Below are 23,634 nucleotides of genomic sequence, written 5' to 3' on the forward strand. Positions count from 1 at the left end.
TGTTCGCCCTGCACCGGTGAGTATCGACCGCGATGACGGGGTACTCCCCAAGAATATTCCTCGGTTGTAGCAGTATTCGCCGCTGAAATCGGCAGTTCGCGATTGCGGTTGCAAACTATTAAATAGACGGATGACATATCTTGCTTCGATGTCAGAGGCACAGGCGGCACCGGACCGGAGCATCGCCCGAGACCTGACGGCTTTCCAACAAAACATCCTCGTCATCCTTTCGGACGAGCCGATGTACGGCCTGGCGATCAAGCGCCAGCTCGAGGAGTACTACGACTCGGAGGTCAACCACGGCCGACTCTACCCCAACCTCGACGACCTCGTGGAGCTCGACCTCGTCGCGAAGAGCGAACTCGACAAGCGCACCAACCAGTACGAGCTGACCGACGCGGGCTACGACGCCGTCGTCGACAAGCTCGACTGGACGTTCTCGAAGTTCGTGACCGACGGCGACCGCGCCGACACCGTGCGCGATCTCGTCGACGACAGCGCGTAAGACGGCGACCGACGGCGATTTTTGCGGTACGTGACGGCCCTCGCGAGTGCCGGCTACGGCTCCGTGGCGTCCACGACTTCGTAGCTCACGTTGCCGTCGCGGAGCTCGCCAGTGTGGGCCGACAGTCGATCCGCGACCGCGAGCAGACAGACGTCGAGCCCCTTCGTGGCGGCCTCTCGAACCGCGGTCGCCGTCCCGAACCGGATGTCGGGGTCGACGTCCGCCGTCCGCGCCGCGGCGAGGGCCTCGGTGCCCGCCGTCGCCACGAGGTCGTGGTCCGCAGCGGCGTCGGCGACCGTCTCGGAATCGAGCGCCGCGCTGCCGCCGTCCTGGACCTGTGGCACCGACAGCACCGTCACCGTCCCCAGCTCGTAGTCGAGCACACCCGTGAAATCCGTCACACCGACGTCCTCGCCGGCCGCGGCGTCGGTGACGGCGATCGCGGTTGCGCTCCCCGCACCGCCCGCCGTCGCGCGGAGCACGCCGTCGCCCATCGCGAGCGAGACCGTCGATCCCTCGTCGATCGCGGTCGTGGCGAGCGCGGTGTCCACCTCGACCTCCTCGATGACGTCCGCCGCGACGTGATCGACGAATGCGCGGAGCTCGTCGGTCCGAGTCATCAGCCAGTCGACGCCCTCCTTGGTCACCTCGTACCGCCCCCGGCCGTGTTTCTCGACGTACCCCTCCTCGATCAGGTCCTTCAGGTAGTCACTCACCGCCTGGGAGGTGACGCCGATCGCATCGGCGACCTCGCGCTGGCTGACCGCCGGCTGGCGCTCGGCGATCCCCGTGAGGATCCGATACCGGGTGGCGTTGCGCTTGCTCCGGAGCACCCCTGCCTCCCTGGCGTCGTCCGCGTTCGTCATTGCCGGCGGTGCGCACCGCGAACGCAAGTAGTTTTGGCGTACTCCCGACGCAGTTGTGCTTCGGCGCCGTTCGTCGCTCGTTGACGCAACTCCAGTTGTATCGGTGCGACTGTCGTTGATTTTCGCTCTACCGGAGTTGTTTCGGGTCGTTCGGGGCACGACGACCACGCTGCGATCGCACCCCGATCGCCGAGCACCGTTCGAGACGGCCGACGAGCAGTCGGTGCTCGTGTCGCCCACCGGGACGGCCGAAGAAGCGGGCCGAAACCAGCGATCCACGCGGAAGAGCAACTACTATTGTGCTACACCAACCACGGTTGGTAGTGACGGGGCTGCGAGTCGGGACGGGAGGACGACGCACCAACCAGCGATGGGGACGGAGCTGATCGCCCGGTGAGGTTCGTCGTCGTCGCCGGAAGCACGGCAACCGCGAGGATCGAGGGGATCAGCGCCGCCGGCGCGGAGCCGGCCGCCACGGTGCACACACCGAGCGCCGACTGTGAGATGGTCGCGTACGGCCGGCCGGTACGCTCGCCGGTCGTTCCGATCAGTCCGTCGGGCTGTCCGACGCCGGCAGTCGTCACCCGCGCGGTCCACGAGCTGGCGGGGTTCGAGACCGTCACGATCGACGCGGGGCTCGCTCGATCGACCGCCGCGCCGACCGTCGAGGTGGGTGGCGAACCAGGCCAGGACGTCCGGACGGGGCAGGCGGTCCCCGGAGCCAGAGACGTCTTCGCGGCCGCCGAGGCGTACGCACGCGGGCTTCCGGACGACGACCTCGTGATCGGCGAGACGATCCCTGGCGGGACGACCACCGCACGCTGTGTTCTCGCCGCGCTGGGCGAGCGCGAGGCGACCTCGTCGTCGCTCGCCGAGAACCCGCTCGCGCTCAAGCGGCGGGTGGTCGACCAGGCGCTCGACGCGGCCGGAATCGCGCGTGACGGGGCTGCCGGCGCACCGCTCGAAGCGGGGCGGGCGGTCGGCGATCCGGTGCTCGCCGCGGTCGCGGGGCTCGTCGCCGGGGCGACCGCGACCGACACCGCGGTCACGCTCGCTGGCGGAACCCAGCTCTGTGCCGCCGCCGCGCTCGCCCGCCACGCGGGCGTGGACGCACCGCTCTCGCTCGCCACGACGTCGTTTCTCGCCGCGGATCGAACCGCGGACGTCGAGGGCCTGGCGAGCGATCTCGACCTCGATCTGACGATCACCGATCCGGGCTTCGATCGGCGGTCCCATCCCGCGCTCGACGCCTACGTCGCGGGCGAAGCCAAGGAGGGCGTCGGGATGGGGGGCGCGCTCGCGCTGGCCGAACGCCAAGGAATCCCGATGGCCGACGTCCGTGATCGCGTCGTCGCGATCCACGACCGACTGCTGGCGACCGAGCCCCGGGTCGAACCATGAAGGGCGTCGTGATCGGCGGCACGCGATCCGGCGTCGGCAAGACCGTCGCCACGCTCGCGGTCGTCCGCGCGCTCGAAGCGGCGGGCCACACGGTCCAGCCCGCGAAGGCCGGCCCGGACTTCATCGATCCCAGCCACCACACCGCTATCCTCGGTTCCGACGGTTCTGGGAACCACGACAGAGAGCGCGCCTCGCGCACCCTCGACGTCTGGCTCGAAGGCACTGATGGGCTCAGACGGAACTACGCCCGCGGCGAGGGCGACGTCTGTGTCGTCGAGGGCGTGATGGGGCTGTACGACGGCGACCGATCGAGCACGGCGATGGTCGCCGAATCGCTCGACCTCCCGGTGATCCTGACTGTGGACGCGAGCGCCGGCATGGAGAGCGTCGCGGCGACCGCAGTCGGCTTTCGTGAGTACGCCGCTCACGCCGGACGCGACGTCGACGTCGTGGGGATCGTCGCCCAGCGCGCCCACGGCGGTCGCCACGAGCGTGGGATCAGGGAGGCGCTGCCCGACGATCTCGCGTACTTCGGTCGGATACCGCCCGAACCCGATCTCGAAATCCCGGATCGTCACCTCGGCCTCCACATGGGTGACGAGGCACCGATCGACCCCGCAACGCTCGACGAGGTGGCGACACACGTACGAACTGACCGGCTACTCGATGTCGCTCGCGAACCGCCCGCAGTCGATTCCATCGATCCGGAGCCAACCCGCGGGAAGCGCGTCGCGGTCGCGCGCGACGCGGCGTTCCGGTTCGTCTACCCCGCGACGATGGAGCGCCTCCGGGTGCGCACCGAGGTCGTGACGTTCGCCCCGACTGCGGGCGACGACGTGCCTCAAGCCGACGGGATCTATCTTCCGGGGGGCTACCCGGAGCTTCACGCCGCCGCGCTTGCCGACGGACCGGCGCTCGCCACCCTCCGCGATCGCGCCGGGGAGGGCGTCCCGATCCTCGGCGAGTGCGGCGGGATGATGGTGCTCGCCGAGTCGCTCACGACCGTCGACGGCGACACCCACGAGATGGCGGGCGTCCTCCCCGCCACGATCGAGATGCGCGATCGGTACCAGGCGCTCGATCACGTCGAACTCAGCGCACGCGCATCGACGCTGACCGCAAACGCGAACGACTCCCTTCGCGGTCACGAGTTCCATTACTCGACGGCGACCGTCGACGCCGACGCGCGCTTCGCCTTCGACGTCGAGCGCGGTGAAGGGATCGACGGGGAGCACGACGGGCTCACGGAGTACCGCACGCTCGGGACCTACGCCCACGTCCACCCCGAGAGCACCGCGTTCGATGAGTTCGTGGACGCGCTATGATCGCCGGAGAGACGATGATCGCCGGAGGACGGGATCGATGAGCCTCACAGCTGTCGGAGCGCTCGGCGTGGGCCTCGTGCTCGACACGGTCTTCGAGGAGTTCCCACAGCGCGTCCATCCGGTCGCGTTGTTCGGGCGAGTCGTCGCACCGCTCGATCGATCGTGGTCGCATCCGCGGTTCGTCGGAGCGACGATCGCGCTCTGCCTCCCGATCGGTGCTGCCGTGGTCGCTGGGTTCGCCACCGCCCTCGTGGTCGCCGCGAACCCGGCCGTCGGCGGCGTGGTCGCCGGCCTCGTGGTGTTCGCCACGACGAGCCTGGCACGATTGGTGTCGGTCGCGGAGGACGTGATCGATCTGACCGCGACCGACCCAGCGGCTGCTCGGGGATCGATCCGGGCGCTCGTCGGACGGAAGACCGACGATCTCACCCCGGCACAGTTGCGGAGCGCGGCGGTCGAGAGCGCGGCCGAGAACCTCGCAGATGGGCTGGTCGCACCCCTGGTAGCGTTCGCGCTCGGCGCGCGCGTCTCGCTCGCAGTCGGCGTGGCGGGCGCGGTGTGGGTGAAGGCCGTCAACACGCTCGACTCGATGCTTGGCTACCGCTCGAAGCCCGTCGGCGGGGCGAGCGCGCGACTCGACGATCTCGTGATGTGGGTGCCGGCCCGTGCGAGCGCCGTGCTGCTCGCGGTCGCGGGTCGATCGCCGCGTGCGCTGCTCCAGGCTCAGAAGTGGAGCCACTCGCCCACCTCGCCGAACTCGGGTTGGCCGATGGCGACGCTCGCCACGGCGCTCGACGTTCGCCTCGAAAAGCGCGGCGCGTACGTTCTCAACCCCGATACCGACCTGCCGAGCGTCGAGCGGGCGCACGAGGGGGTTCGCGTCGTCGGAATCGCAGGACTGGGCGCGTTCGCCCTCGCGGGGATGATCGCGTGGTTCTGACCGCGCTCCGGGGCGCGCTCGGCTTTCTCTCCCGGCTCCCGATCGGGCGCGACGCCGACGCGTGGACGGCGTTCGCCGAGCGGCCGATCGCCTTCCCGCTCGCCGGCTATCCGCTCGGCGCGCTCGTCGCCCTCCCGCTCCTCGTGCCAGGCCCGCCGGCGACCGTCGGGATCGTGTTCGCCGTCGGCGTCTACGCCGTGACTGGGATCAACCACGTCGACGGGGTGGCGGACCTCGGCGACGCGCTCGTAATCCACGGCGACGCAGCCGCGCGGCGCGAGATCATGAAGGACACCACGCTCGGCGTCGGTGGCGCGCTCGCGGTCGCGCTGGTCGTGGCCGGTCTCGTCGCCGCAGGGAGCGCGATCGCGGCGCTGCCGGCGCGGGCCGTGCTCCTCGCCGTCGCCGCGGAGGTGGGCGCGAAGGCCGGGATGGCGACGTTGGTCTGTGTCGGCTCCTCTCCCCACGACGGACTCGGCGCGGGGTTCACGACGAACGCCGGCCCGCGGGCGCTGACTCCGGTCTGGCTGCTCGTCCTGCCGGCAGCCCTCCTCGCGTGGCCCGCGATCGTCCCTGCCGCGGCAGCGCTCCTCGCTGCCGCGATCGCGACGCTCGTCGTACTCCGGTGGGCGCGAGCACATCTCGGTGGCGTCACTGGCGACGTTCTCGGCGCGACCAACGAGATCGCGCGCGTCACGGCGCTCCACGTGGGGGTGATCGCGTGGACGCACTGGTGATGTGCGGCGGTCGCGGCACTCGTCTCGACACCGACACCGAGAAACCGCTGTACGAGATCGGCGGCCGATCGATGGTCGATCGCGTGATCGGCGCGCTCCGCGCTAGCCGGATCGAGGCGATCCACGCGGTCGGGTCGCCGAACGCGCCGCGGACGCGTGAGCACCTTGATCCAGGCCGTTCCGACGCCTCCCGAGATGGCACTCGACGCCGCAATCCGCACGTCGAGTCGTTCGTCGAAGCCCCCGGCGAGGGCTACGTCGCCGATCTCACGGTCGCACTCGATTCGATCGATCCACCCGTGCTGACGGTTGCGGCGGACCTCCCGTTGCTCGCGGGCGAAAGCGTCGGTCGGGTTCTCGACGCCCACGAGAGCGCCTCGCTCGCGGTCTGCGTTCCCGTCACGCTCAAGCGGACGCTCGGCGTGAGCGTCGACACGACGATGGAACACGATGGACGAACGGTCGCACCGACCGGCATCAACGTCGTTGGAGCCGGCGACACCGAAACGACGCTCGTGAGCCACGACGAGCGCCTCGCGGTCAACGTCAACCGGCGCGCGGACGCCCGGATTGCGGAGGCGCTCGCGTGAACCTCGACGACGCGCTCGGCGTCGGCAGAGCGCCACACGGCAGCAGCGACGATCCAGAGGTGGTCGATTTCAGCGCCAACACCAACCCCCGAGTGCCCGAGGGAGTCGAGGCGGTCTACCGCGACGCGTTCGCCGAGTCTCGATCGTATCCATCCGAGCCGCCGGCTGACTACCGTGACGCCGCGGCAGAGTACGTCGACTGCCGGGCCGACCAGGTAGTGCCGACTCCTGGCGGCCTCGCGGCCATTCGCGCCGTCGTCGATCTCGCGGTCTCGCCCGGCGACTCGGCGCTGGTTCCGTTCCCGAGCTTCGGCGAGTACGCCCGCGAAGTCCGACTTCAGGGTGGTAAACCGTCGTTCGTTCCCCACGACGCGGTGCTCGATGTCGACAGGGATGACCTCGCTGAGAACGCCCTCGTGATCGTCTGCAACCCGAACAACCCGACCGGCGACGCGTACGACCACGACGCCCTCGACGGGTTCGTAGCGCGGTGTCGCGACGCCGGCACGCCGCTGCTCGTCGACGAGGCGTTTCTGGGGTTCACCGATCGGCCGTCGCTCGCCGGGACGCCGGGCGTCGTGATCGCGCGATCGCTGACGAAGTTGTTCGGGCTGCCGGGACTCCGGGCCGGGTTCGCGGTCGCCACGGGCGAGTACGAAGAGGCGTTGACCGCCACACGCCGGCCGTGGGACGTGAGCGGGCCCGCGCTGTCGACCGGAGCGTACTGTATGCGTGAGACGGAGTTCGTCGCGGAAACCCGGGAACGCGTCCGCTCGGAGCGCTCCCGGCTCCGTGACGCGCTCTCCGCGCAGTTCGACGTTCATTCCTCGGACGCGCCGTTCCTGCTGTGTGACGTCGGCGAACGTGACGTCGACAGGATTCTCGAACACGCCCGCAATCGCGGTCTCGCGCTTCGAGATGCCAGAACGTTCCGCGGACTCGACTCCCACATCCGGGTCGCGGTACGGCTCCCCGCAGAGAACGACCGGCTGATCGAGGTGCTCGGGGATGTTTGAGGCGAGCGTCGAGGCTGGTGTCCTCCAGCTCGCGAAGCGGGACACCAACTGGCTCTCGACGGGCTGGGACGGCGGGTTCGAGCGCGCGGACGCCGCCTACAACGTCTCGGTTCCCGAGGGCTGGAGTCGGACGGATCTCGGGACCTACGTCACGGAACGGCGCGATCGGGCCGGGTTCGATCTTTCGGGGCCGGCGCTGCTCACCGGCGTCGACCTGCAACACGCCCGCGGCGCACGGCTCGACTCGGTCGTGGCGTACGCCACCGCAGGCGTGTCGAACCCTGCCGCGCTCCCTCAGGAGCCCTCGTCGTCTCCCGTCCGGGATGCCGACGTCGACGACCGAGCCGACGAGCCGGACGGCGTCGGCACGGTCAACATCGTCGTTGGGACGACGCGAGCACTCGACGACGCCGGGATCGCGAACCTGCTCGCGGTCGCCGTCGAGGCGAAGACCGCGACGCTGCTCGCGGCGACGGGCTTTCCGGGGACGACCACCGACGCGGTCGTCGTAGGCTGTGATCCCGACGGCGACCCCGCACAGTTCACCGGCAGCGCGACCCCGGTCGGGGCCGCGGCGCGCGCCTGCGTCCGCGAGGCGGTGCGTGCGAGCCTCGCGTCGCGGTACGAGCACCGCACAATCCCTTCGAGCGTGACCGACGCCGAGTACGGCGTCGTCACCGACCGACGAGCCGAGGTGTTCTCACCGTGAGCGCTCGCCGCGCGACGTCAACAGAATCGACCACCGCACGCGACCTGCTTTACAGCCATGACTGACGACACCACCAACGACAGCTCCGACAGTTCCGACGCCGACCGCGACGCACAGCACAGCCGAACCCCCGGTGAGGGGAAGACACCCGAATCGCAGCCGATCGAGCCGTCGGCTCCCGAGGAGTTCGGCCTGGTCTCGGCGTGGTGGGGCGACGGAAAAGGCAAGACCACCGCCGCGCTCGGGATGGGGTTTCGGGCAGCGGGCCACGGCTACCGCGTCCATCTCCTCCAGTTCATGAAGGGCGGCGCGGCGAGCGTCGAAGCGACCCGCGGCGAGTACAACGCGATCGACGTCGTACCTGGATTCACCTACGAGAACTCGGGTCACTACGGCTGGCACGGCCTGCTCGACGGCTCGGCCGACGACGAGCACGCCGCCCGCGCTCAGGGCGCGCTCGAACGTGCCCGGGAACTCGTCGCCGCGGCAGGTGAGACCGACCTGACCGCGCCGCTCGCGCTCGATGGCGAGCCAGACGCGGGCGTTCACCTTCTGATCCTCGACGAGATCCTGTACGCCGCGAACCGCGATCTCGTCGATCCCGATGCGGTCGCCGATCTCGTCGACGACAAACCCGAAAACCTCGAACTCGTTCTGACAGGAGGTCACGAACGCCCGGCGATCGCCGATCGCGCTGATCTCGTCACGAACGTCCGGAAGGAAGCCCATCCGTTCGACGCGGGCCATCGCGCGCGGAAGGGGACGGAGTACTGAAACCGATGACCTCGACCGTCCTCGTCGCGGGCACCGCGAGTCACGTCGGCAAGAGTACGGTGGTCACCGGCCTCTGTCGCCGCCTCGCGCGCGAGGGCGTCGCGGTCGCACCGTACAAAGCCCAGAACATGAGCAACAACGCCCGCGCGGTCGTGACTGCCGACGGCGTCGATGGCACAAAGCGCCGGCCATCCAAGGACGACGAGGCATCCACCGACGGCTGGGGCGAGATCGGCGTCTCGCAGTACGTTCAGGCTCGCGCTGCGGGCGTCACGCCGACGACGGACATGAACCCCGTGCTCCTCAAGCCCCGCGGCGACGCCGAGAGTCAACTCGTGATCGATGGACGGGCTGTCGGCCACTACGCCGCCGGAGCGTACTACGACGAGCACTGGGAGCGCGCCCGCGAGGCCGCGGAAGCGGCCCACGACCGCCTCGCAGCCGAGTACGAGGTGATCGTTGCGGAAGGGGCGGGCTCGATCGCGGAGATCAACCTCCACGACCGCGACCTCGCGAACGTCGCAACCGCGCGGTTCGCCGACGCGTCGATCCTGCTGCTCGCGGACATCGAGCGCGGCGGCGCGTTCGCGAGCGCCTACGGCACGCTCGAACTGATGCCCGACGACCTCCGCGAACGAGTGATGGGCGTCGTCTTCACCAAGTTCCGTGGCGATCGTTCGATCCTCGAATCGGGGATCGAAGAGCTGGAGCGAAAAACCGGAATTCCGGTGCTCGACATCCTCCCGTACGACGATCCCGGACTGCCCGCCGAAGACAGCGTCTCGCTGCCGGCGGCTGACGAGCGTCGCGTGCTGGGCGACGACGACGGTGTGGCGGACGAGGGCGCGGTGACTGTCGCGGTTCCCCGGCTGCCACGGATCTCGAACTTCACCGATCTCGAACCGCTGGCGCGCGAACCGGGCGTCAGAGTCAGCTACGTGCCACTCGATACCGATCTCGTGGCTGCGGATGCGGTCGTGATCCCTGGAACGAAAAACACCGTCGATGATCTGCTGGCGCTTCGAGAGACGGGGTTCGACGAGGCGCTCGCCAGGGTGTCGGGCCCGATCGTCGGACTGTGTGGCGGCTACCAGATCCTCGGCGAACGGATCACGAACGCCGCCGTCGAGGGCACGGGCGATCGATCGGTGGTCGAGGGACTTCGACTGTTGCCCGTCGAAACCCGGTTTTCGCCCGAGAAACGCGTCGAGTGCGTCACGAGGGAGGTCGACGGATCCGGCCCGATCGCTGGCGCGAGCGGCCCCGTCTCGGGGTACGAGATCCACATGGGCGAGACTGCCGCCACCGCGGCCATCGATCGGCCCCTGGGTGAGGGCAGCGCCGCGATCGATCGCGTCCTCGGCACGTATCTCCACGGACTGTTCGAGAACGCGAACGTGCGCGATGCGTTCGTCGATAGCGTGTTTCACCGCGCCGGCAAACGGCGTCCCCGACCTGCGGATGTGGAGCGATCGCCGTACGCGAAGGCTGCGGAACTGGTCGACGGCCTCGCGCTCGGTCTGGAGTGAGCGTCGATCTCCGGGACCGATCACGGTTCGTTCGTCGACGAGAAGATCTACACTTCGGGAAGTTCGTTCCGGCGGGCGGTCCGCTGGACCGCCATCTCGGCGACGTTGGCCCCGTATTCGGCGGTTCGTTCGATGCTGTCGAGCAGGAGGCTCACCCGATGGATCTCGCCCGGTTCGTCGCGGTCGTGGAGTTCGTGACCGAACGCGTCGAGCTCCTCGACGAGTTCGTCACGGTCGGCGGTCGCGTCGTACGCCATCTCGACGTGGGCGTTCGAGAGCGCGACGTCCGCGGCGTGATCGGCGATCGTCCGTGCGCGGTCCGCGTGCGAGGCGAGCGCATCGCCGAGGTCGTCGGATTGGTCCTCGCCGGCGAGTCGGGCGATCTTCTCGGCGTGGTCCGCGATCCGCTCGAACTGGCGGGCGACGTAGTAGTACTCGAAGAGTTCGTCGCGCGAGAGATCGAGCTCGTCGATCACCGCGAGGTTGGAGAGCGACCGCCGGAAGTACCGGGTGACCATCGCGAACAGCCTGTCGGCCTCGTCGTCGCGCTCGATCACCGCCTCGGCCAGCGATCGATCGCCGGAGACGAACGCCCTCACTGCGTCCCGGTGCATGCCGAGGGTGACGAGCTTCAATCGCAGCACGCTCTTGCGGATCGAGACGCTCCCCGCGTCGAGCAGGCTGCGGAGCGTAACCGCCGTGTCGCTGGCTTCGAGCACTTCGAGCCCGCTCAACCGCCCGGCCAGGCGCGTGATCGCGCTCCGCCGTTCGGTCGAGTGGGTCGTCTCGTCGACGAGCCGGATCCGATCGACGCCGACGACGTAGAGTGCGTGGATCGTCCGTGCGAGTCCCTCCCCGTCGAGCCCGCTGCTGTCGACGCTCGCGGTGCGCTCGTCGCCCCCACCGTTGCCCATCGACTCGACGAGGAGCGAGCCGTTGCCCTTCGGATGGAGCCGGAGAGTCGACCCCGCGTCGATCCGGTGTTCGGTCGCCCACGACTTCGGCAGCGAGACGGTGTACGTGGTCCCACCCGAGAGCTGGACCTTCCTCGTCTCCATGGCAGGTCCGTCGGAGACGGTGGCCGTCAAGCTTGATATGTGGGGTGTTGTCGGCTATATATCGATCCGTACGACAGGAGAGATAGCGATGTCCCGACGAAACGGCCCGATCGAGAGCGTCGTCGGGGACACCAGCGAATCAGTATTCGAGTTCTTTGTTTTGATCTCACTCTGAGCGGCTGAGTATCGGCAAATGGATCTCATTGTCGGGATTGGAGGGAGTTTTAGCCCATTTGAGCGCCGATTTCACGTCTTGCGGCTCCGGGATGTCTCTCCCGGATGCCAAGATTCGAGATTCGGCTCGGTAGCTATCGAATGAACAGAAGCCACAATTCAGACCGATACGATCCGATATCGGGATGCGACGCGTGTCTTTCGGAGAAAAGTAGAGCATTAGTCAGTTATATCTTTTCGCGGATCGAGGACGATCTATTCGCGGCTCTGCATCGGAACGCCGTTCTCGCCCCGCGGGAGATACTCGCGGTCGCCTGGCTCGGTCTGGAGTTCGTCGTTCTCGACGACGACTTCGCCGCCGACGATGGTGTGGGTCGGTAGGCCGGTGAGTTCGTCGCCGTGGAAGGTGGAGTAGCCAGGTTCCATCGTGTGGTAGAACTCGTCGTCGACCACGCGACTCTTTTCGAGATCGACGATCACCATGTCGGCGTCCGCACCCTCAACGAGTGCGCCCTTGCGAGGATAGAGTCCCCATCGCTTGGCGTTGTTCTCGGCACAGACCTCGACCACTCGCTCCATGCTGAGTCGGTTCTTGTTGACGCCCTCGCTCATCATCACCGGCAGGAAGTACTCGATCCCGTTGTTGTCGCCCGGGATCGCGTCCCACATGTCGCCGTACTTCCCCTCGCCCTTCTCCTTGAACTCGATCTTGTGGGGGCAGTGGTCGGTCCCCAGATAATCGACCACGCCGGTCCGGAGTCCCTCCCAGAGCCGCGTCTTACTCCGCTCCTTACGGAGCGGTGGCGAGATCTTGCCCCAAACTCCGAGATCCTTGTCGTTGGTGTGGGCGAGAAAGGCCGGTAGGGTCTCGGCGTGGAGGTTGACGCCCCGATCTTGAAATCGCTCGCAGATGTCGACCCCTTCGGCGGTGCTCATGTGGACGATGTACGCCCGCGAGTCGGTGTACTCCGTGAGCCGCCCGATCTGCTCGATCTGCATCGCCTCGGCGACGTTCGGCGATGCCTCCGTCCACGCTTCGAGGTCGTTGCGCCCCTCGTCCTGAAGTTCCTGCCGGCGCTCGTAGGCGAGGTCCTCGTTCTCGGCGTGGAACATCACCACTCCCCCGTTGACGTCCGAAACCGTATCGAGCACCTGGTACACCCGGCCGGCGTCCGAGTGGTCGATCCCGAGCTCGGGACTCGCGTGCTTGTACCAGTTGAAGAATACTTTGAACGATCGAATGCCTTCGTCGACCAGCCCCTCAATCTCCTCGACATGGTGGTCCTGATGGACGATCGCGTGGTACGCGAAGTCGATGTAGGAGTTCTCGCGGCCGACCTCGCGGAAGAACTCCATGTCGGGGAGGTACGGCTCGCGCTGGAGCAGGAAGTTCACGACCGTGGTGACCCCACCGTGGACCGCGCCACGGGTCTCGGTCTCGAAGTCGTGTTCGAGACCTGCGTGGTAGTCCTCGAACTCGTAGCGCGAGAGCCCCCAGTGGACGTGCGGATCGATGAACCCCGGTATCAGGTAGTTGCCCCCAGCGTCGATCTCGCGGTCGGCGTCGGGGAGGTTCGCTTCGGTGCCGACCGCGACGATCCGGCCGTCGGCGGCCGCAACACCACCCAGGATCGCGCCGCCTGGTGTCACCACTCGTGCATCGACCACCCGCAGGTCTGCTCGTGTCATCGTCGTTCGCCACTCGACGCGCGAGAACTTAACTGTCGGGGGCAGAGCGATGTGAACTCGGTGCTGATGCAGTCAGGAGCGGTCAGTCCTCGGCACTCGTCCGGACTCGTTCGGCGAGCGTCTCGTGACACTCCGCAGGATGGGTGGGATAGACCGCGATCGGTTTCCGTTCGTTTTCGACGTGGATGACGAGCTCGTGGCGCTTCCGATAGCTCCAGTAGAGACTCGCCAGCCCGACGGCAGCGAACCCGATCCCGACGAGGGGGTTCCGCGTCGTGCCGACGAAGACGCCGACGCCGACGAGGACCACGCTCATGACCACGAGATCCCACTCGGCGCTCTTGAGACCGACCTGCGTGATGTTTCCGTGCTGGATCTTGATCCTCGTCTCGTCGTCCCGATCGACGTAGACGCCCGTCTCGTTGTAACCGATCCAGCCGCCGCGCCGGAGTCCCATTCGGGTGATCGTCGTACCGTCTGAATCGTCGCGGTCGTTCATGCGGATGCGTGGCGGCACGATCACTTTCGCGTTGTGGGACTCGGTCTCGGACATGGACATGAAAATGGAGCCCTGTACCGGCGATCAGTCGTTGGCGACGTCGGGTTCCCTCGACTCCCCGCCGAGGAACCGTGCGTGATACGGTGTGAACGCGTCGTCGTCCTCGGTGATCTCCTCCCACGCGGTCAGGCCACGCTCGTCGGCGGTACCGGGGATCGTGTTGTCGAGCACGAACGCGGCGATACCGCCGACGGCGATCGGCGTGCCCAGAATGATCCCGATCGTCTGGGCGACCGTGGGGAGGCCGAGCACCACTCCTAATACTGGGACGCTCGCGAGACCCGCTTCGAGCGTGATGTCCGAAGCGTTCTGGACGTTGGTGACGTACTCCGGGATCGACAGCCCGGCGAACAGGCCGAACCCGAGCACGAACACGTTCCGGTTCTGGTTGAGATCGACGTACTGGAGCTGCGAGAGGCCGACCCCGACGATCTGGGCGAACATCGCGAGGAACAACCCCCCGACGATCGCGCTCGGGATCGTCGTCACCAGCGCCCCGAAGTAGCCGACGAACCCGACGAGGATCATCACGACCGCGCCGACCTGAACGACGTACCGCGAGGCCACCCCCGTGATGCCGATCGCACCGATGTTCTCGGTGTAGGAGGTCGAGCCGTTGCCGGTTCCCATGATTCCGGCGAAGACGTTGCCGAGCCCCTCCATGCCGAGCCCGTGGTTGACCCGTCGCGCGTTGGGTGCGCCCTCACCGGCCATCCGGGCGACGGAGTGGTAGTCCCCGAAGCTCTCGATTGCCGAGGCGAGCATCCCGGCGATCATCCCCGCGATGAACGAGGTCGTAAAGAGCGGGAGACCCCACTGGAACGGGACGATCACGCGGATCGGCGGTGCGTTCGCGACCGGACTCAAGTCCACGAGACCGGGAACGAGTCCGGTGACCGAGAGGACGAGAGCGAGCAGATACGCTCCGCCGAGGCCCAGCAGCACGGGAAACAGTTTGAAGATCCGGGAGTAGCCGTCGAGATACTGCGAGAACAGCACGATGAGTGCGAGCGTCAGCCCGACGAGATACCAGTTGTTCGTCGGGCTGGTGATCTGGGGTACGGTGAGGAGTGCGAGCCCGATCAGCGCGATCACCACCGCGATGACGAGCGGGCCCACGTACCGCTTGAGCCGACCGAAGATCCCGAGGTAGCCGATCGCGACCTCGACGAGACCCGCGACGATGACCGCACCCTGGAGCTCGCGGATCATCGTCGTCGGAGCAGCGTCACCCGCCGCGAGCACCGCGACGATCGCGAGCGCGGGCCCCAGCATCGAGAACGTCCCGCCCTGGACGATCGGATAGCGGTTCCCGACCGTCGCCTGGGCGAGCGTCGCGACTCCCGAGACCACGAAGAACGTCGCCACGAGCTGGGCGGTCTGGGCGGCGTCGAACCCGATCGCTCCCGCGAGAACGAGCGGGATCGCGATCGTCGAGCCGATCATCGTCAGCCAGTGCTGAACGCCGAGCAGCGCCGACTGGCCGAGCGGCGGCTTGTCGTCGATCCCGTACTCGACCATGCTGCTCTCGTGCGCCTTCGTTTCCCCGCTACCCGTCTCGCTGCTCATGATTGCCCCCGATCGGCGTCTCGACTGTGGTATGCCATCTCTTGTTCCCTTCTCGCGAAAGGATGTCAAACAGAGGTATAAAACTATGGGTTGTCGTCACGAGCGGCGAGCGGAACCGATCCCCTCACCGGCGAGTCGCCAATCGTTGTGGTCTCGAGCGGGCAGGTCGATCCGGACGCAAGTTACTTGTCGTCGTTGGGAGACGGTGTCGGTATGGGCAGTCAACCGGAGTACGGGGTCCACGCCGAACTGAACGTCCCCGTCGAGACCCGCGACGGCATCGCGCTCGCGACCGATATCTACCGACCGGCCGACCCGGACACGAACGAACCGATCGACGATCCGAAACCGGCGCTGCTCGACCGGACGCCCTATGGAAAACGGGGGCGGATGGAGCGTCACGGCGAGTGGTACGCCCAGCGCGGCTACGTCGTCGCGATCCAAGACTGTCGCGGTCGGTTCGACAGCGAGGGCGAGTACTACATCTTCGTGAACGAACCCGAGGACGGCTACGATACTGTGGAATGGCTCGCCGACCGTTCGTACTGTGACGGCCAGGTCGGGACGATCGGCACCTCCTACGGGGCGTGGGTCCAGAGCGCGCTCGCGACCCAGGACCCACCCCACCTCGAAGCGATGTTCGTGAACCAGGGGGCCGCCAATGGGAGGGAAGCGACCTTCCGGCATAACGGCGCGTTCGAACTCCGATGGCTGTGCTGGGCGCTCACCCTCGGCGGCGGGTTCGCAAAGCGTGCGCTAGAGGACTCCGACGTTCAGGCGCGCCTCGCGAACGTCGATGTCCGGGACGTGCTCGCCGACGGACCGATCCATCGAGGACAGTCCCCACTCCGGCATATCTCGAACTACGAGGAGTGGGCGTTCGACATCATGACGCAGGGCGCGGCGAGCGACGAGCTCTGGCAATCCCCCGGAATCGACTTCGAGCGCCACTACGACGGGATGGCCGACGTGCCCACCGTGTACGCGGGCGCGTGGTACGACTCCTACACGAAGGCGACCTGCGACAACTTCGCGGCGCTCGTCGAGCGGAAGGATTCGGACCACTTTCTGTTGATGGGGCCGTGGACCCACGGCTGGAACGGCTATCCGCTGCCGTCGTGGAACAAGCCCTACTCCGGCGAACTCGCGTTCGGCGAGGCCGCGCTCCGCGATTATCAGGAGACCCGCCTGCGTTTCTTCGATCACTACCTCAAGGGCGAGAATTCGTGGAGTGACCAGGCCACGGTGGAGTTCTTCCGGATGGGCACCGGCGACGGCGGCCGGACCACCGACGGTCGGCTGTTCCACGGTGGGGAGTGGTCGACGGCCGACGAGTGGCCCCCGAGCGACATCGAGCACACCACCTACTACGCCCACGGCGACGGGACGCTCGCGATCGCTAAACCCGATTCCGAGGGCGGTGCGACGAGCTACGAGTTCGATCCTAAAGATCCGGTCCCGACCCTCGGCGGCAACTGCTCGTCGTACATCACCTACGAACCCCGCGACGAGAACCTGATCGAGTACCCACTGGCCGAACGCAACCTCCACGACATCACCGGTCGGGGTGGGTTCGATCAGCGCACCCGCGGGGACACCTTCGGCGCGGAGCCGCCGTACGGCCCGCTGGAACACCGCGATGATGTCCTCGTCTTCCGCACACCGCCGCTCGACGAGGCGGTCGAGATCGTCGGCCCGATCCAGGTCCGGGTCCACGGGGAAACCGACGCCCCCGACACCGACTTCACCGCGAAGCTGATCGAGGAGTACCCGCCCAGTGAAGCCTTTCCGAACGGGTTCGCGCTCAACCTCGCGGACTCGATCTGCCGGGCGCGATACCGGGGCTACCGCGACGAACCGGACTCCGTCGAACCTGGCGAGGTCTACGAGTTCGCCATGGAACCCTATCCGACGGCGAACGTCTTCGCGGCGGGCCACCGGATCCGGCTCGATGTCTCCTCGTCGAACTTCCCCCGGTTCGACGTGAACCACAACACCGGCGGTCCGCTCTACGGCGACCGCGAGTACCGGGTCGCGACGAACACCGTCCACCACAGCGTCGATCATCCGACCCGAATCGAGCTGCCGGTTCGACGGACCTGATCGGATCAGGGACGGACAGTTCGGGATTTCACGGCAACACTTATACTCGCGGTGGGGCTACGGGAGAACCGTGTTCGTATGAGTCACACGAACAACCGACGCGAAACGAATCGGTCGCCGACGGGCGGTGACGCCGGATGAAACCGGCCGCGTTCCAGTACCACCAGCCGTCGTCGGTGGCGGAGGCGACCGACCTCCTCGCCGAGTACGAGCACGACGCCGAGCTGATGGCGGGCAACCAGTCGCTCGGCATCGTGATGGCGAACCGCCTCGCGACGCCGGCACACATCGTCGACCTCAACGGTGTCGACGACCTCGATTACGTCGACGTTGCCGCCGAACGGGTCGCAATCGGCGCGCTGACGAGCCACCGGACCATCGAAACCTCGGGCGCGCTCGCCGACGCGCTCCCGATGTTCCCGGCGGCGGCCGAACAGATCGCCGGGCCGAGCGTCCGCAACCTCGGCACGATCGGCGGGAGCGTCGGCGAGGCCGATCCCGCGGGGAACTATCCTACTGTGCTCACCGCGCTCGACGGCGACCTTCACATCGCCTCGGCCGACGGGGAGCGCACCGTGGCGGCGTCGGAGTACTTCATCGCGTACATGTTCACCGATCTCGCCGAGGACGAGCTGATCACCGGCGTCTCGGTCGACCGGGGACCGTTCCCCGTCGACCGGACCGGGATGGCCTTCCTCGAACAGAAGCCCGCGGCTCAGACGTGGCCGACGATCAGCGCGGCCGCGGCCGTCCGGGTCGACGACCCCGACGCGTCCGCACCCGTCGTCGAAGAGGCACGGCTCGCGCTCGCGAACGCCGCCGACGTCCCGCTTCGCGTCGAGGACGCCGAGGCAGCCGTCGAGGGCGAATCGCTCGGCGAGGAACCCCTCACAGCGGCCGCCGAAGCCGCGAGTGAGGCCGCCGAACCGGGCGAGGAGATGCACGCCGACGCGGCGTACAAAGAGGAGTTGGCCGGCGAGTACACCCGGCGCTCGCTCGAAACGGCGTACGAACGCGCAACCGACGCTGCGGATACCACGGAGACCACGACATCATGATGGAATTCGACGGCGAGTTCACGTCCGATCACCCACGCGACGAGCTCTGGAACTACTTCACCGACCCTGAGATCCTCGCCGACTGCGCACCGGGCTGTGACGAGATCACGATGGAATCGCCCGGCGAGCTGTCGGCGACGATCACGGTCGGTGTCGGCAGCGTCAAGCCGACGTTCGACGTCGACATGACGGTCACACGGGCCGATGCGCCCGAGACCCTCGAAATGGAGGTCGGCGGCGACGCCAGCCGCAACTCCTTCGAGGCCGTCACCGAGATGAATCTCGTCGAGGACGGTGACGGCACGATCGCCACGTGGGAGGCCCACACGAACGTCGCCGGCCTCATCGCCAGCATGGGTCAGCGCGCGCTCGGCAGCGTCGCCGGCCGGATCGTGAACAACTTCTTCGAGGATCTCGAAGCGAAGGCCGACGAGGGCGTTCCTGCCGAATCGAAGCTCGAAGCCAAACCCGAGGCCGAAGCCTCGCTCGAAAACTGACGTACGGGGCCGCGAGTGCAGACGAACGCACCCCCTTAGCTGCCCCGTCTTTCCCTCGAAGCGTCGCCAACGCCGCCATCGGTCTCCGCGCTCGCTTCACCCTCAACGTCCTCCGTGGCCGTTGGCTCGTCGCTCGACCCCGCGTCGCGGACCCAGTCGTGGACCCGGTTCGGCGTCGCGGGGATTCGATCGGCGACGACGCCGAGCGGTTCGAGCGCTCGATTGATCGACGACGCGATGCTCGCGGGGGCGTCGATCATCCCGCCCTCCCCCGTGCCTTTCGCGCCGGTCGCGGTGAACGGTGACGGGGTTTCGGAGTGGTCCATGTCGATCTCCGGGACGTCCGCAATCGAGGGGAGGAGGTAATCGAAGAACGTCACAGCTTGCGGTTGGCCCGACTCGTCGTACCCGAACTCCTCCATCAGAGCAGCCCCGATGCCCTGGGCGATGCCGCCGTGGGCCTGGCCCTCGACGATGACGGGGTTGAGCTGGGTCCCACAGTCCCGGAGCGTGTAGAACTTCAGGATTTCGACCTCCCCCGTTCGCGTATCGACCTCGACGATCGGCGCGTTGACCGCGAACGCTGCGGTCGGATAGACTGGGAACTTGCCCGCGAGCGCCTCGTCAAACTCCGGGAGCACGGCGGCGGGATGCTCGTAGTCGTAGCTCGCCCGCGTCAGTCGGTCGCTACCGCGCCCGCCCGCCGCGTCGATCTCGGCAAGGGCCGCGAGATCGAGCGAGTCGTCGCCGTCGCGGCGCTCGACCGCCCCATCGCGGTACTGAACCCCGTCCTCGTCGACGCCCCACTCCTCGGCGGCGAGGGTTTCGAGGTTCGTTTTCAGCACCTCACCGAGTCCCTGGGTCGCTCCCGAGAGCATCACCGCCATCCGGGAGGCCGCGCTGCCGTACTCGGTCGGGGCGGCCACGCTGTCGAGATACTCGACCTCGATCGCGCTCGGGAGCACTTCGAGTTCGTCGGCGAGCAGTTGTGTGACGATGGTCTGGTGGCCCTGACCCGACGAGTCGGTCGCGAGAAAGGCTCGAACAGTGCCGTCGCGTGTGATCTCCCCTCGCAGGTGTTCGGGGAGTTCGGCGACGTCCTCGCGGTCGCGCTCCGCGAGCGCATCGCGGTCGGAACGCTGACGGTCGGTCCAGTCCGAGCCGCTCACGCCCGGCTCGATGTGGAGGGTGTAGCTCACCCCACGATACAGGCCCTCCTCCCGGCGTTCCTCGATCGTGTCCGGATCGAGGAGGCCGCCGTCGACGGCCTCCTGTTCTTCCACGCGATCCCGGAGGTGATCGAGCGCCGCCGGGTAATCCCCCGAGTCGTAGATGTTGTGCGAGGGGATCTCGTAGGGCATCTGGTCGGGCGTGACGAAGTTGATTCGCCGGAGTTCGGCAGGATCGAGGTCGAGTTCGCGGGCCGCCTCGTCGACGATCATCTCGATGGCGTAGAGGTGCGGCGGGACGCCGAATCCCCGATACGCGGTCTGTGAGGTCTTGTTCGTCAGCACGAGATCGTAGTCGTACCGCACATGGGAGATGTCGTAGGCGTCAGTCAGCACTGAGAGGGGTTTGAGCGCCTGGTTGACGGGATAGTGGGGCCACGCGCCGAAGTCGTCGACGAACCACGTGTCGAGCCCGCGGATCGTCCCATCGTTATCGACCGCGAGCCTGGCCTCGTACTCGCGCTGGGTCGAGTGCATGTCCCCGCCCTGGAGGTTCTCGACGCGGTCCTCGACGAATTTTACAGGAGTGCCGTCGAGCTGCTGGCTCGCCATCGCCGCGAGACAGCAGTACCGATGGATGGCGATCTTCGTCCCGAAGCTCCCGCCGACGTCGGCCGGGACGTCGAGCGAGACTCGCTCTGGGGGATAGCCGAGCGTCTCGTACACCGTGTCGTCGACCAGCGTGTGGAGTTGGATGTTGCAGTCGATGGCGAAGGCGTCGTCCTCGGTGTCGTATTCGGCGACGACGCCGGCGGTTTCGAGCGGCACGCCCGAGATCCGGCCCCACGAGTACGACCCTTCGATCACACGGTCGGCGTCGGCGAACGCTCCGTCGACGTCGCCGAAGACGAACTCCTCGCCGTCGGGGACGTTGGTACCCGCGTCCTCGTGGATGATCGTCTCGTCGTCGAGCGCGTCGCGCGGATCGACCACGGGATCGAGCGTCTCGTACTCGACGTCGATCGCGTCCACGACGTCCTCCGCGGCGTACCGGTCGGTGGCGACGACCGCCGCGACGGGTTCGCCGACGAAGCGGACGCGATCGACCGCGAGCGACCACTCCTCGAACCCGGGGAGACCGCAGGGCATCGGATAGTACTCTTCTTGAAGGTCCGTGCCGGTCAGCACGAGTTCGCAGTCCGGATGATCCTCGGCGGCGCTCGTGTCGATCGACTCGATCTCGGCGTGGGGGTGGGTCGTCCGCAGCAACGCCATGTGGAGACAGCCCTCCGGCGCGATATCGTGGACGTACCGTGCGTCACCGGTGAGAATACGGTGATCCTCGACGCGCTCGAGTCCCGAGCCGGTGAACGACTCCGCCCGCTCGTCCACGTTCGTGTCGCCACCCGGTTCCGGGGCGGACTCGGGGCCCGGCTCGGCTCCCGACATCAGTCCGCCTCCGGGTCCGTCTCGTCGTCAGAAGCCGTCCCATCCATCTCGTTGGCGGCCCGATGGACGGCCTCGTAGATGTTCTGGTAGCCCGTACACCGACAGATGTTGTCCGCGAGCCCCTTCCTGATCTCCTCGTCGGACGGGTCGGGGTTCCGTTCGAGGAGGTCGCGGGTCGCCATCACGAACCCGCTGGTGCAGAAGCCACACTGGAGCGCGTGTTCCTCGTGAAACGCCCGCTGCACGGGACCGAGTTCGCCGCCCTCGGCGAGTCCTTCGACGGTCCCGATCTCGCGACCGTCGGCCTGGACCGCGTAGACGAGGCAGCTCTTCACGATGTCGCCGTCGAGGCTCACCGTACACGCCCCGCAGACGCCGTGCTCGCAGCCGACCCGGACTCCGCGGAGGCCGCAGTGGTTCCGGAGGAAATCGGAGAGCTTCAGCCGGGGTTCGACATCGGCCTCGACCGTCTCGCCGTTCACCGCGAGCGAGACCTCGCGCGTCGGTCGACTCGCGGCGTCGCCAGGCGTATCAGCACTCATGATCGATCACTACGGGAGTGTGGACCGTTGCCGTGATAAAGCTTTTCGCGGTGGCGGGTCCCTTCCGCTTCCGGCGGTTTGAACGTTCGGTTGGAGCGCCGGACGAACGGTCGGCGATGGCGCTCACTCTGCAGCGTCGGTCCCGCTGCCGACGACGCCGCGATCGAACAGCCGGTCGATGGTCGCTTCGTCGTAGCCGGCCTCACGGAGGACCTCGCGGGTGTGCTCGCCGAGACGCGGCGGGGGCGAGCGAAAGCCGCTCGTCGCGTGTTCGAAGTTGAGCGGATGTTCGACGACGGGCACTTCGCGTTCGCCGTCGTCTGAAAGCGTGCCCACGACGTCGCGTTCGGCGGTCTGTTCGTTGTAGAGCGCGTCCTCGACGCCCTGGACCGGTGCAGCCGGCACGCCCGACTCCAGAAACCGTTCCAGCCACTCGTCGGTCGGTCGATCAGATAGCGTTCGCTCGATCTCGGCTTCGAGTTCGTCCATCGAGTCGACCCGATCGGCGTTGGTCACGAACCGCTCGTCCTCGGCAAGCTCCTCGCGGTCGATCGCTCCACAGAACGCTCGCCAGAGTTTCTGGTTGAGGCAGGCGACGTTGACGTGACCGTCGGCGGTCCGGAAGGTCTGGTAGGGAGCCAGTACTGGATCCTTGGTTCCCATCCGCTGGGGATCCTCGCCCGCAAACACCTTCCCGGCCTGTTTGGTGAGCCACGGCAGGGTCGCGTCGAGCATCCCGAGATCGATGTACTCGCCCTCATTGGTGGCTGTGCGCCGGTAGAGCGCGGTGACGATCCCGAACGCGGCCCACATCCCGGTGATGAGGTCGGTCATGGGTAGTCCGACCTTGGCGGGCCGACCGTCGGAATCGCCGGTGACGTCCATGATCCCGCTCAGTCCCTGGACCAGCAGGTCGTAGCCCGGTCGCTGTCGCCACGGACCGGTCTGACCGAACGCGGAGATCGCACAGTAGACGATTGCGTCGTTTTCGGCCGCGATCCGATCGTAGTCGACGCCGAGCCGTTCGGCCGTTCCGGGCCGGTAGTTCTGGATGAACACGTCGGCTTCGCCAGCGAGATCGTACAGCGCCTCGCGGCCCGCGTCGCTCTTCAGGTCGAGTTCGACGCTCCGCTTGTCGTAGTTGACCGACCAGTAGTACGGCGACTCGCCGTCGATGAAGGGCGGTCCGGAGTGGCGAATGTCGTCGCCCGCGTCCGGCCGCTCGATCTTCACCACGTCCGCGCCCTGGTTCGCGAGCATCAGCGAACAGAACCCGCCGGTCACGAACGTCGAGAGGTCGAGGACGGACACACCGTCCAGTACGTACCCGGAAGCGTCCATGATCGTATCCGGCGCACCGTGGTGTGAAAAGCGT

At 67.4% G+C, this 23,634-nt stretch carries 21 protein-coding genes; 13 read left to right on the plus strand and 8 right to left on the minus strand.

Annotation, left to right across the window (positions count from 1 at the left end; genetic code table 11):
- Positions 1-148: 148 nt before the first annotated feature.
- Positions 149-505 carry a PadR family transcriptional regulator gene (locus tag TX76_RS07845; protein WP_049901288.1) on the plus strand — a complete coding sequence of 119 codons (357 nt, stop codon included), beginning with the start codon at positions 149-151 and terminating at the stop codon, positions 503-505.
- Positions 506-558: 53 nt separating this feature from the next.
- On the opposite strand, the gene TX76_RS07850 is transcribed toward TX76_RS07845, so the two are convergent.
- Entirely contained in the window at positions 559-1,371 is an 813-nt protein-coding gene (locus TX76_RS07850) for a DUF7839 domain-containing protein (protein ID WP_049901290.1), read from the minus strand.
- 393 nt (positions 1,372-1,764) lie between these two features.
- On the opposite strand from TX76_RS07850, the gene cobT reads away from it, so the two are divergent.
- From cobT to TX76_RS07900, 9 genes are read left to right on the plus strand one after another with little or no spacing between them, the layout of a single operon-like run.
- Positions 1,765-2,772 carry a nicotinate mononucleotide-dependent phosphoribosyltransferase CobT gene (cobT, locus tag TX76_RS07860; protein WP_049901294.1) on the plus strand — a complete coding sequence of 336 codons (1,008 nt, stop codon included), beginning with the start codon at positions 1,765-1,767 and terminating at the stop codon, positions 2,770-2,772.
- On the plus strand, positions 2,769-4,097 hold the full coding sequence (locus tag TX76_RS07865; RefSeq protein ID WP_049901296.1) for a cobyrinic acid a,c-diamide synthase: 1,329 nt from the start codon (positions 2,769-2,771) through the stop codon (positions 4,095-4,097). The genes cobT and TX76_RS07865 overlap by 4 nt, the downstream gene beginning before the upstream one ends.
- Before the next feature lie 37 nt (positions 4,098-4,134).
- Positions 4,135-5,037 (plus strand): adenosylcobinamide-phosphate synthase CbiB, encoded by a 903-nt coding sequence (cbiB, locus tag TX76_RS07870; RefSeq protein ID WP_049901298.1) that lies wholly within the window; start codon positions 4,135-4,137, stop codon positions 5,035-5,037.
- Positions 5,028-5,774: an adenosylcobinamide-GDP ribazoletransferase gene (gene cobS, locus TX76_RS07875; protein WP_049901300.1), complete on the plus strand. Its 747-nt coding sequence runs from the start codon at positions 5,028-5,030 to the stop codon at positions 5,772-5,774. Before cbiB ends, cobS begins: the two co-directional genes overlap by 10 nt.
- Positions 5,774-6,364: an NTP transferase domain-containing protein gene (locus tag TX76_RS07880; protein WP_049901532.1), complete on the plus strand. Its 591-nt coding sequence runs from the start codon at positions 5,774-5,776 to the stop codon at positions 6,362-6,364. The genes cobS and TX76_RS07880 overlap by 1 nt, the downstream gene beginning before the upstream one ends.
- On the plus strand, positions 6,361-7,380 hold the full coding sequence (locus tag TX76_RS07885; protein WP_049901302.1) for an aminotransferase class I/II-fold pyridoxal phosphate-dependent enzyme: 1,020 nt from the start codon (positions 6,361-6,363) through the stop codon (positions 7,378-7,380). The genes TX76_RS07880 and TX76_RS07885 overlap by 4 nt, the downstream gene beginning before the upstream one ends.
- Positions 7,373-8,089: an adenosylcobinamide amidohydrolase gene (locus TX76_RS07890; RefSeq protein WP_049901304.1), complete on the plus strand. Its 717-nt coding sequence runs from the start codon at positions 7,373-7,375 to the stop codon at positions 8,087-8,089. Before TX76_RS07885 ends, TX76_RS07890 begins: the two co-directional genes overlap by 8 nt.
- 57 nt (positions 8,090-8,146) lie before the next feature.
- Positions 8,147-8,863 (plus strand): cob(I)yrinic acid a,c-diamide adenosyltransferase, encoded by a 717-nt coding sequence (locus TX76_RS07895; RefSeq protein WP_049901305.1) that lies wholly within the window; start codon positions 8,147-8,149, stop codon positions 8,861-8,863.
- Positions 8,864-8,868: 5 nt separating this feature from the next.
- Complete coding sequence (locus tag TX76_RS07900; RefSeq protein ID WP_049901307.1) at positions 8,869-10,392, plus strand: cobyric acid synthase; 1,524 nt, start codon at positions 8,869-8,871, stop codon at positions 10,390-10,392.
- 47 nt (positions 10,393-10,439) lie between these two features.
- Here the strand turns inward: TX76_RS07900 and TX76_RS07905 are convergent, their stop codons facing one another.
- The 4 genes from TX76_RS07905 to TX76_RS07920 all read right to left on the minus strand — a co-directional run bounded on the left by TX76_RS07905 (position 10,440) and on the right by TX76_RS07920 (position 15,441).
- Positions 10,440-11,450 (minus strand): phosphate signaling complex PhoU family protein, encoded by a 1,011-nt coding sequence (locus tag TX76_RS07905; RefSeq protein ID WP_049901309.1) that lies wholly within the window; start codon positions 11,448-11,450, stop codon positions 10,440-10,442.
- Between the two features lie 429 nt (positions 11,451-11,879).
- Positions 11,880-13,313: a dihydroorotase gene (locus tag TX76_RS07910; protein WP_049901311.1), complete on the minus strand. Its 1,434-nt coding sequence runs from the start codon at positions 13,311-13,313 to the stop codon at positions 11,880-11,882.
- An 82-nt stretch (positions 13,314-13,395) separates the two neighbouring features.
- Positions 13,396-13,812 (minus strand): hypothetical protein, encoded by a 417-nt coding sequence (locus TX76_RS07915; RefSeq protein ID WP_049901535.1) that lies wholly within the window; start codon positions 13,810-13,812, stop codon positions 13,396-13,398.
- Positions 13,813-13,896: 84 nt separating this feature from the next.
- Complete coding sequence (locus tag TX76_RS07920) at positions 13,897-15,441, minus strand: uracil-xanthine permease family protein (protein ID WP_228842334.1); 1,545 nt, start codon at positions 15,439-15,441, stop codon at positions 13,897-13,899.
- 213 nt (positions 15,442-15,654) lie between these two features.
- On the opposite strand from TX76_RS07920, the gene TX76_RS07925 reads away from it, so the two are divergent.
- From TX76_RS07925 to TX76_RS07935, 3 genes are all read left to right on the plus strand, one after another.
- Positions 15,655-17,544: a CocE/NonD family hydrolase gene (locus TX76_RS07925; RefSeq protein WP_049901313.1), complete on the plus strand. Its 1,890-nt coding sequence runs from the start codon at positions 15,655-15,657 to the stop codon at positions 17,542-17,544.
- A 137-nt stretch (positions 17,545-17,681) separates the two neighbouring features.
- Positions 17,682-18,602 (plus strand): FAD binding domain-containing protein, encoded by a 921-nt coding sequence (locus TX76_RS07930; RefSeq protein ID WP_049901315.1) that lies wholly within the window; start codon positions 17,682-17,684, stop codon positions 18,600-18,602.
- Positions 18,599-19,099: a CoxG family protein gene (locus TX76_RS07935; RefSeq protein WP_079890782.1), complete on the plus strand. Its 501-nt coding sequence runs from the start codon at positions 18,599-18,601 to the stop codon at positions 19,097-19,099. The genes TX76_RS07930 and TX76_RS07935 overlap by 4 nt, the downstream gene beginning before the upstream one ends.
- 35 nt (positions 19,100-19,134) lie before the next feature.
- On the opposite strand, the gene TX76_RS07940 is transcribed toward TX76_RS07935, so the two are convergent.
- From TX76_RS07940 to TX76_RS07950, 3 genes are all read right to left on the minus strand, one after another.
- Entirely contained in the window at positions 19,135-21,717 is a 2,583-nt protein-coding gene (locus tag TX76_RS07940; protein ID WP_049901319.1) for a xanthine dehydrogenase family protein molybdopterin-binding subunit, read from the minus strand.
- Complete coding sequence (locus TX76_RS07945) at positions 21,717-22,259, minus strand: (2Fe-2S)-binding protein (protein ID WP_049901321.1); 543 nt, start codon at positions 22,257-22,259, stop codon at positions 21,717-21,719. The genes TX76_RS07940 and TX76_RS07945 overlap by 1 nt, the downstream gene beginning before the upstream one ends.
- Before the next feature lie 123 nt (positions 22,260-22,382).
- Entirely contained in the window at positions 22,383-23,600 is a 1,218-nt protein-coding gene (locus tag TX76_RS07950; RefSeq protein ID WP_049901323.1) for a CaiB/BaiF CoA transferase family protein, read from the minus strand.
- Between the last annotated feature and the right edge of the window lie 34 nt (positions 23,601-23,634).

The organism is Halococcus agarilyticus, from assembly GCF_000334895.1.
GTDB classification, from domain to species: Archaea; Halobacteriota; Halobacteria; order Halobacteriales; family Halococcaceae; genus Halococcus; species Halococcus agarilyticus.

Bases quoted from the DNA above. Each gene is read 5' to 3' on its own strand.
- TX76_RS07845 (WP_049901288.1), top strand. From the start codon at position 149: ATGTCAGAGGCACAGGCGGCACCGGACCGGAGCATCGCCCGAGACCTG.
- TX76_RS07850 (WP_049901290.1), bottom strand. From the start codon at position 1,371: ATGACGAACGCGGACGACGCCAGGGAGGCAGGGGTGCTCCGGAGCAAG.
- TX76_RS07865 (WP_049901296.1), top strand. From the start codon at position 2,769: ATGAAGGGCGTCGTGATCGGCGGCACGCGATCCGGCGTCGGCAAGACC.
- cbiB (WP_049901298.1), top strand. From the start codon at position 4,135: ATGAGCCTCACAGCTGTCGGAGCGCTCGGCGTGGGCCTCGTGCTCGAC.
- TX76_RS07880 (WP_049901532.1), top strand. From the start codon at position 5,774: ATGTGCGGCGGTCGCGGCACTCGTCTCGACACCGACACCGAGAAACCG.
- TX76_RS07890 (WP_049901304.1), top strand. From the start codon at position 7,373: ATGTTTGAGGCGAGCGTCGAGGCTGGTGTCCTCCAGCTCGCGAAGCGG.
- TX76_RS07895 (WP_049901305.1), top strand. From the start codon at position 8,147: ATGACTGACGACACCACCAACGACAGCTCCGACAGTTCCGACGCCGAC.
- TX76_RS07900 (WP_049901307.1), top strand. From the start codon at position 8,869: ATGACCTCGACCGTCCTCGTCGCGGGCACCGCGAGTCACGTCGGCAAG.
- TX76_RS07905 (WP_049901309.1), bottom strand. From the start codon at position 11,450: ATGGAGACGAGGAAGGTCCAGCTCTCGGGTGGGACCACGTACACCGTC.
- TX76_RS07910 (WP_049901311.1), bottom strand. From the start codon at position 13,313: ATGACACGAGCAGACCTGCGGGTGGTCGATGCACGAGTGGTGACACCA.
- TX76_RS07915 (WP_049901535.1), bottom strand. From the start codon at position 13,812: ATGAACGACCGCGACGATTCAGACGGTACGACGATCACCCGAATGGGA.
- TX76_RS07920 (WP_228842334.1), bottom strand. From the start codon at position 15,441: ATGAGCAGCGAGACGGGTAGCGGGGAAACGAAGGCGCACGAGAGCAGC.
- TX76_RS07925 (WP_049901313.1), top strand. From the start codon at position 15,655: ATGGGCAGTCAACCGGAGTACGGGGTCCACGCCGAACTGAACGTCCCC.
- TX76_RS07930 (WP_049901315.1), top strand. From the start codon at position 17,682: ATGAAACCGGCCGCGTTCCAGTACCACCAGCCGTCGTCGGTGGCGGAG.
- TX76_RS07935 (WP_079890782.1), top strand. From the start codon at position 18,599: ATGATGGAATTCGACGGCGAGTTCACGTCCGATCACCCACGCGACGAG.
- TX76_RS07940 (WP_049901319.1), bottom strand. From the start codon at position 21,717: ATGTCGGGAGCCGAGCCGGGCCCCGAGTCCGCCCCGGAACCGGGTGGC.
- TX76_RS07945 (WP_049901321.1), bottom strand. From the start codon at position 22,259: ATGAGTGCTGATACGCCTGGCGACGCCGCGAGTCGACCGACGCGCGAG.
- TX76_RS07950 (WP_049901323.1), bottom strand. From the start codon at position 23,600: ATGGACGCTTCCGGGTACGTACTGGACGGTGTGTCCGTCCTCGACCTC.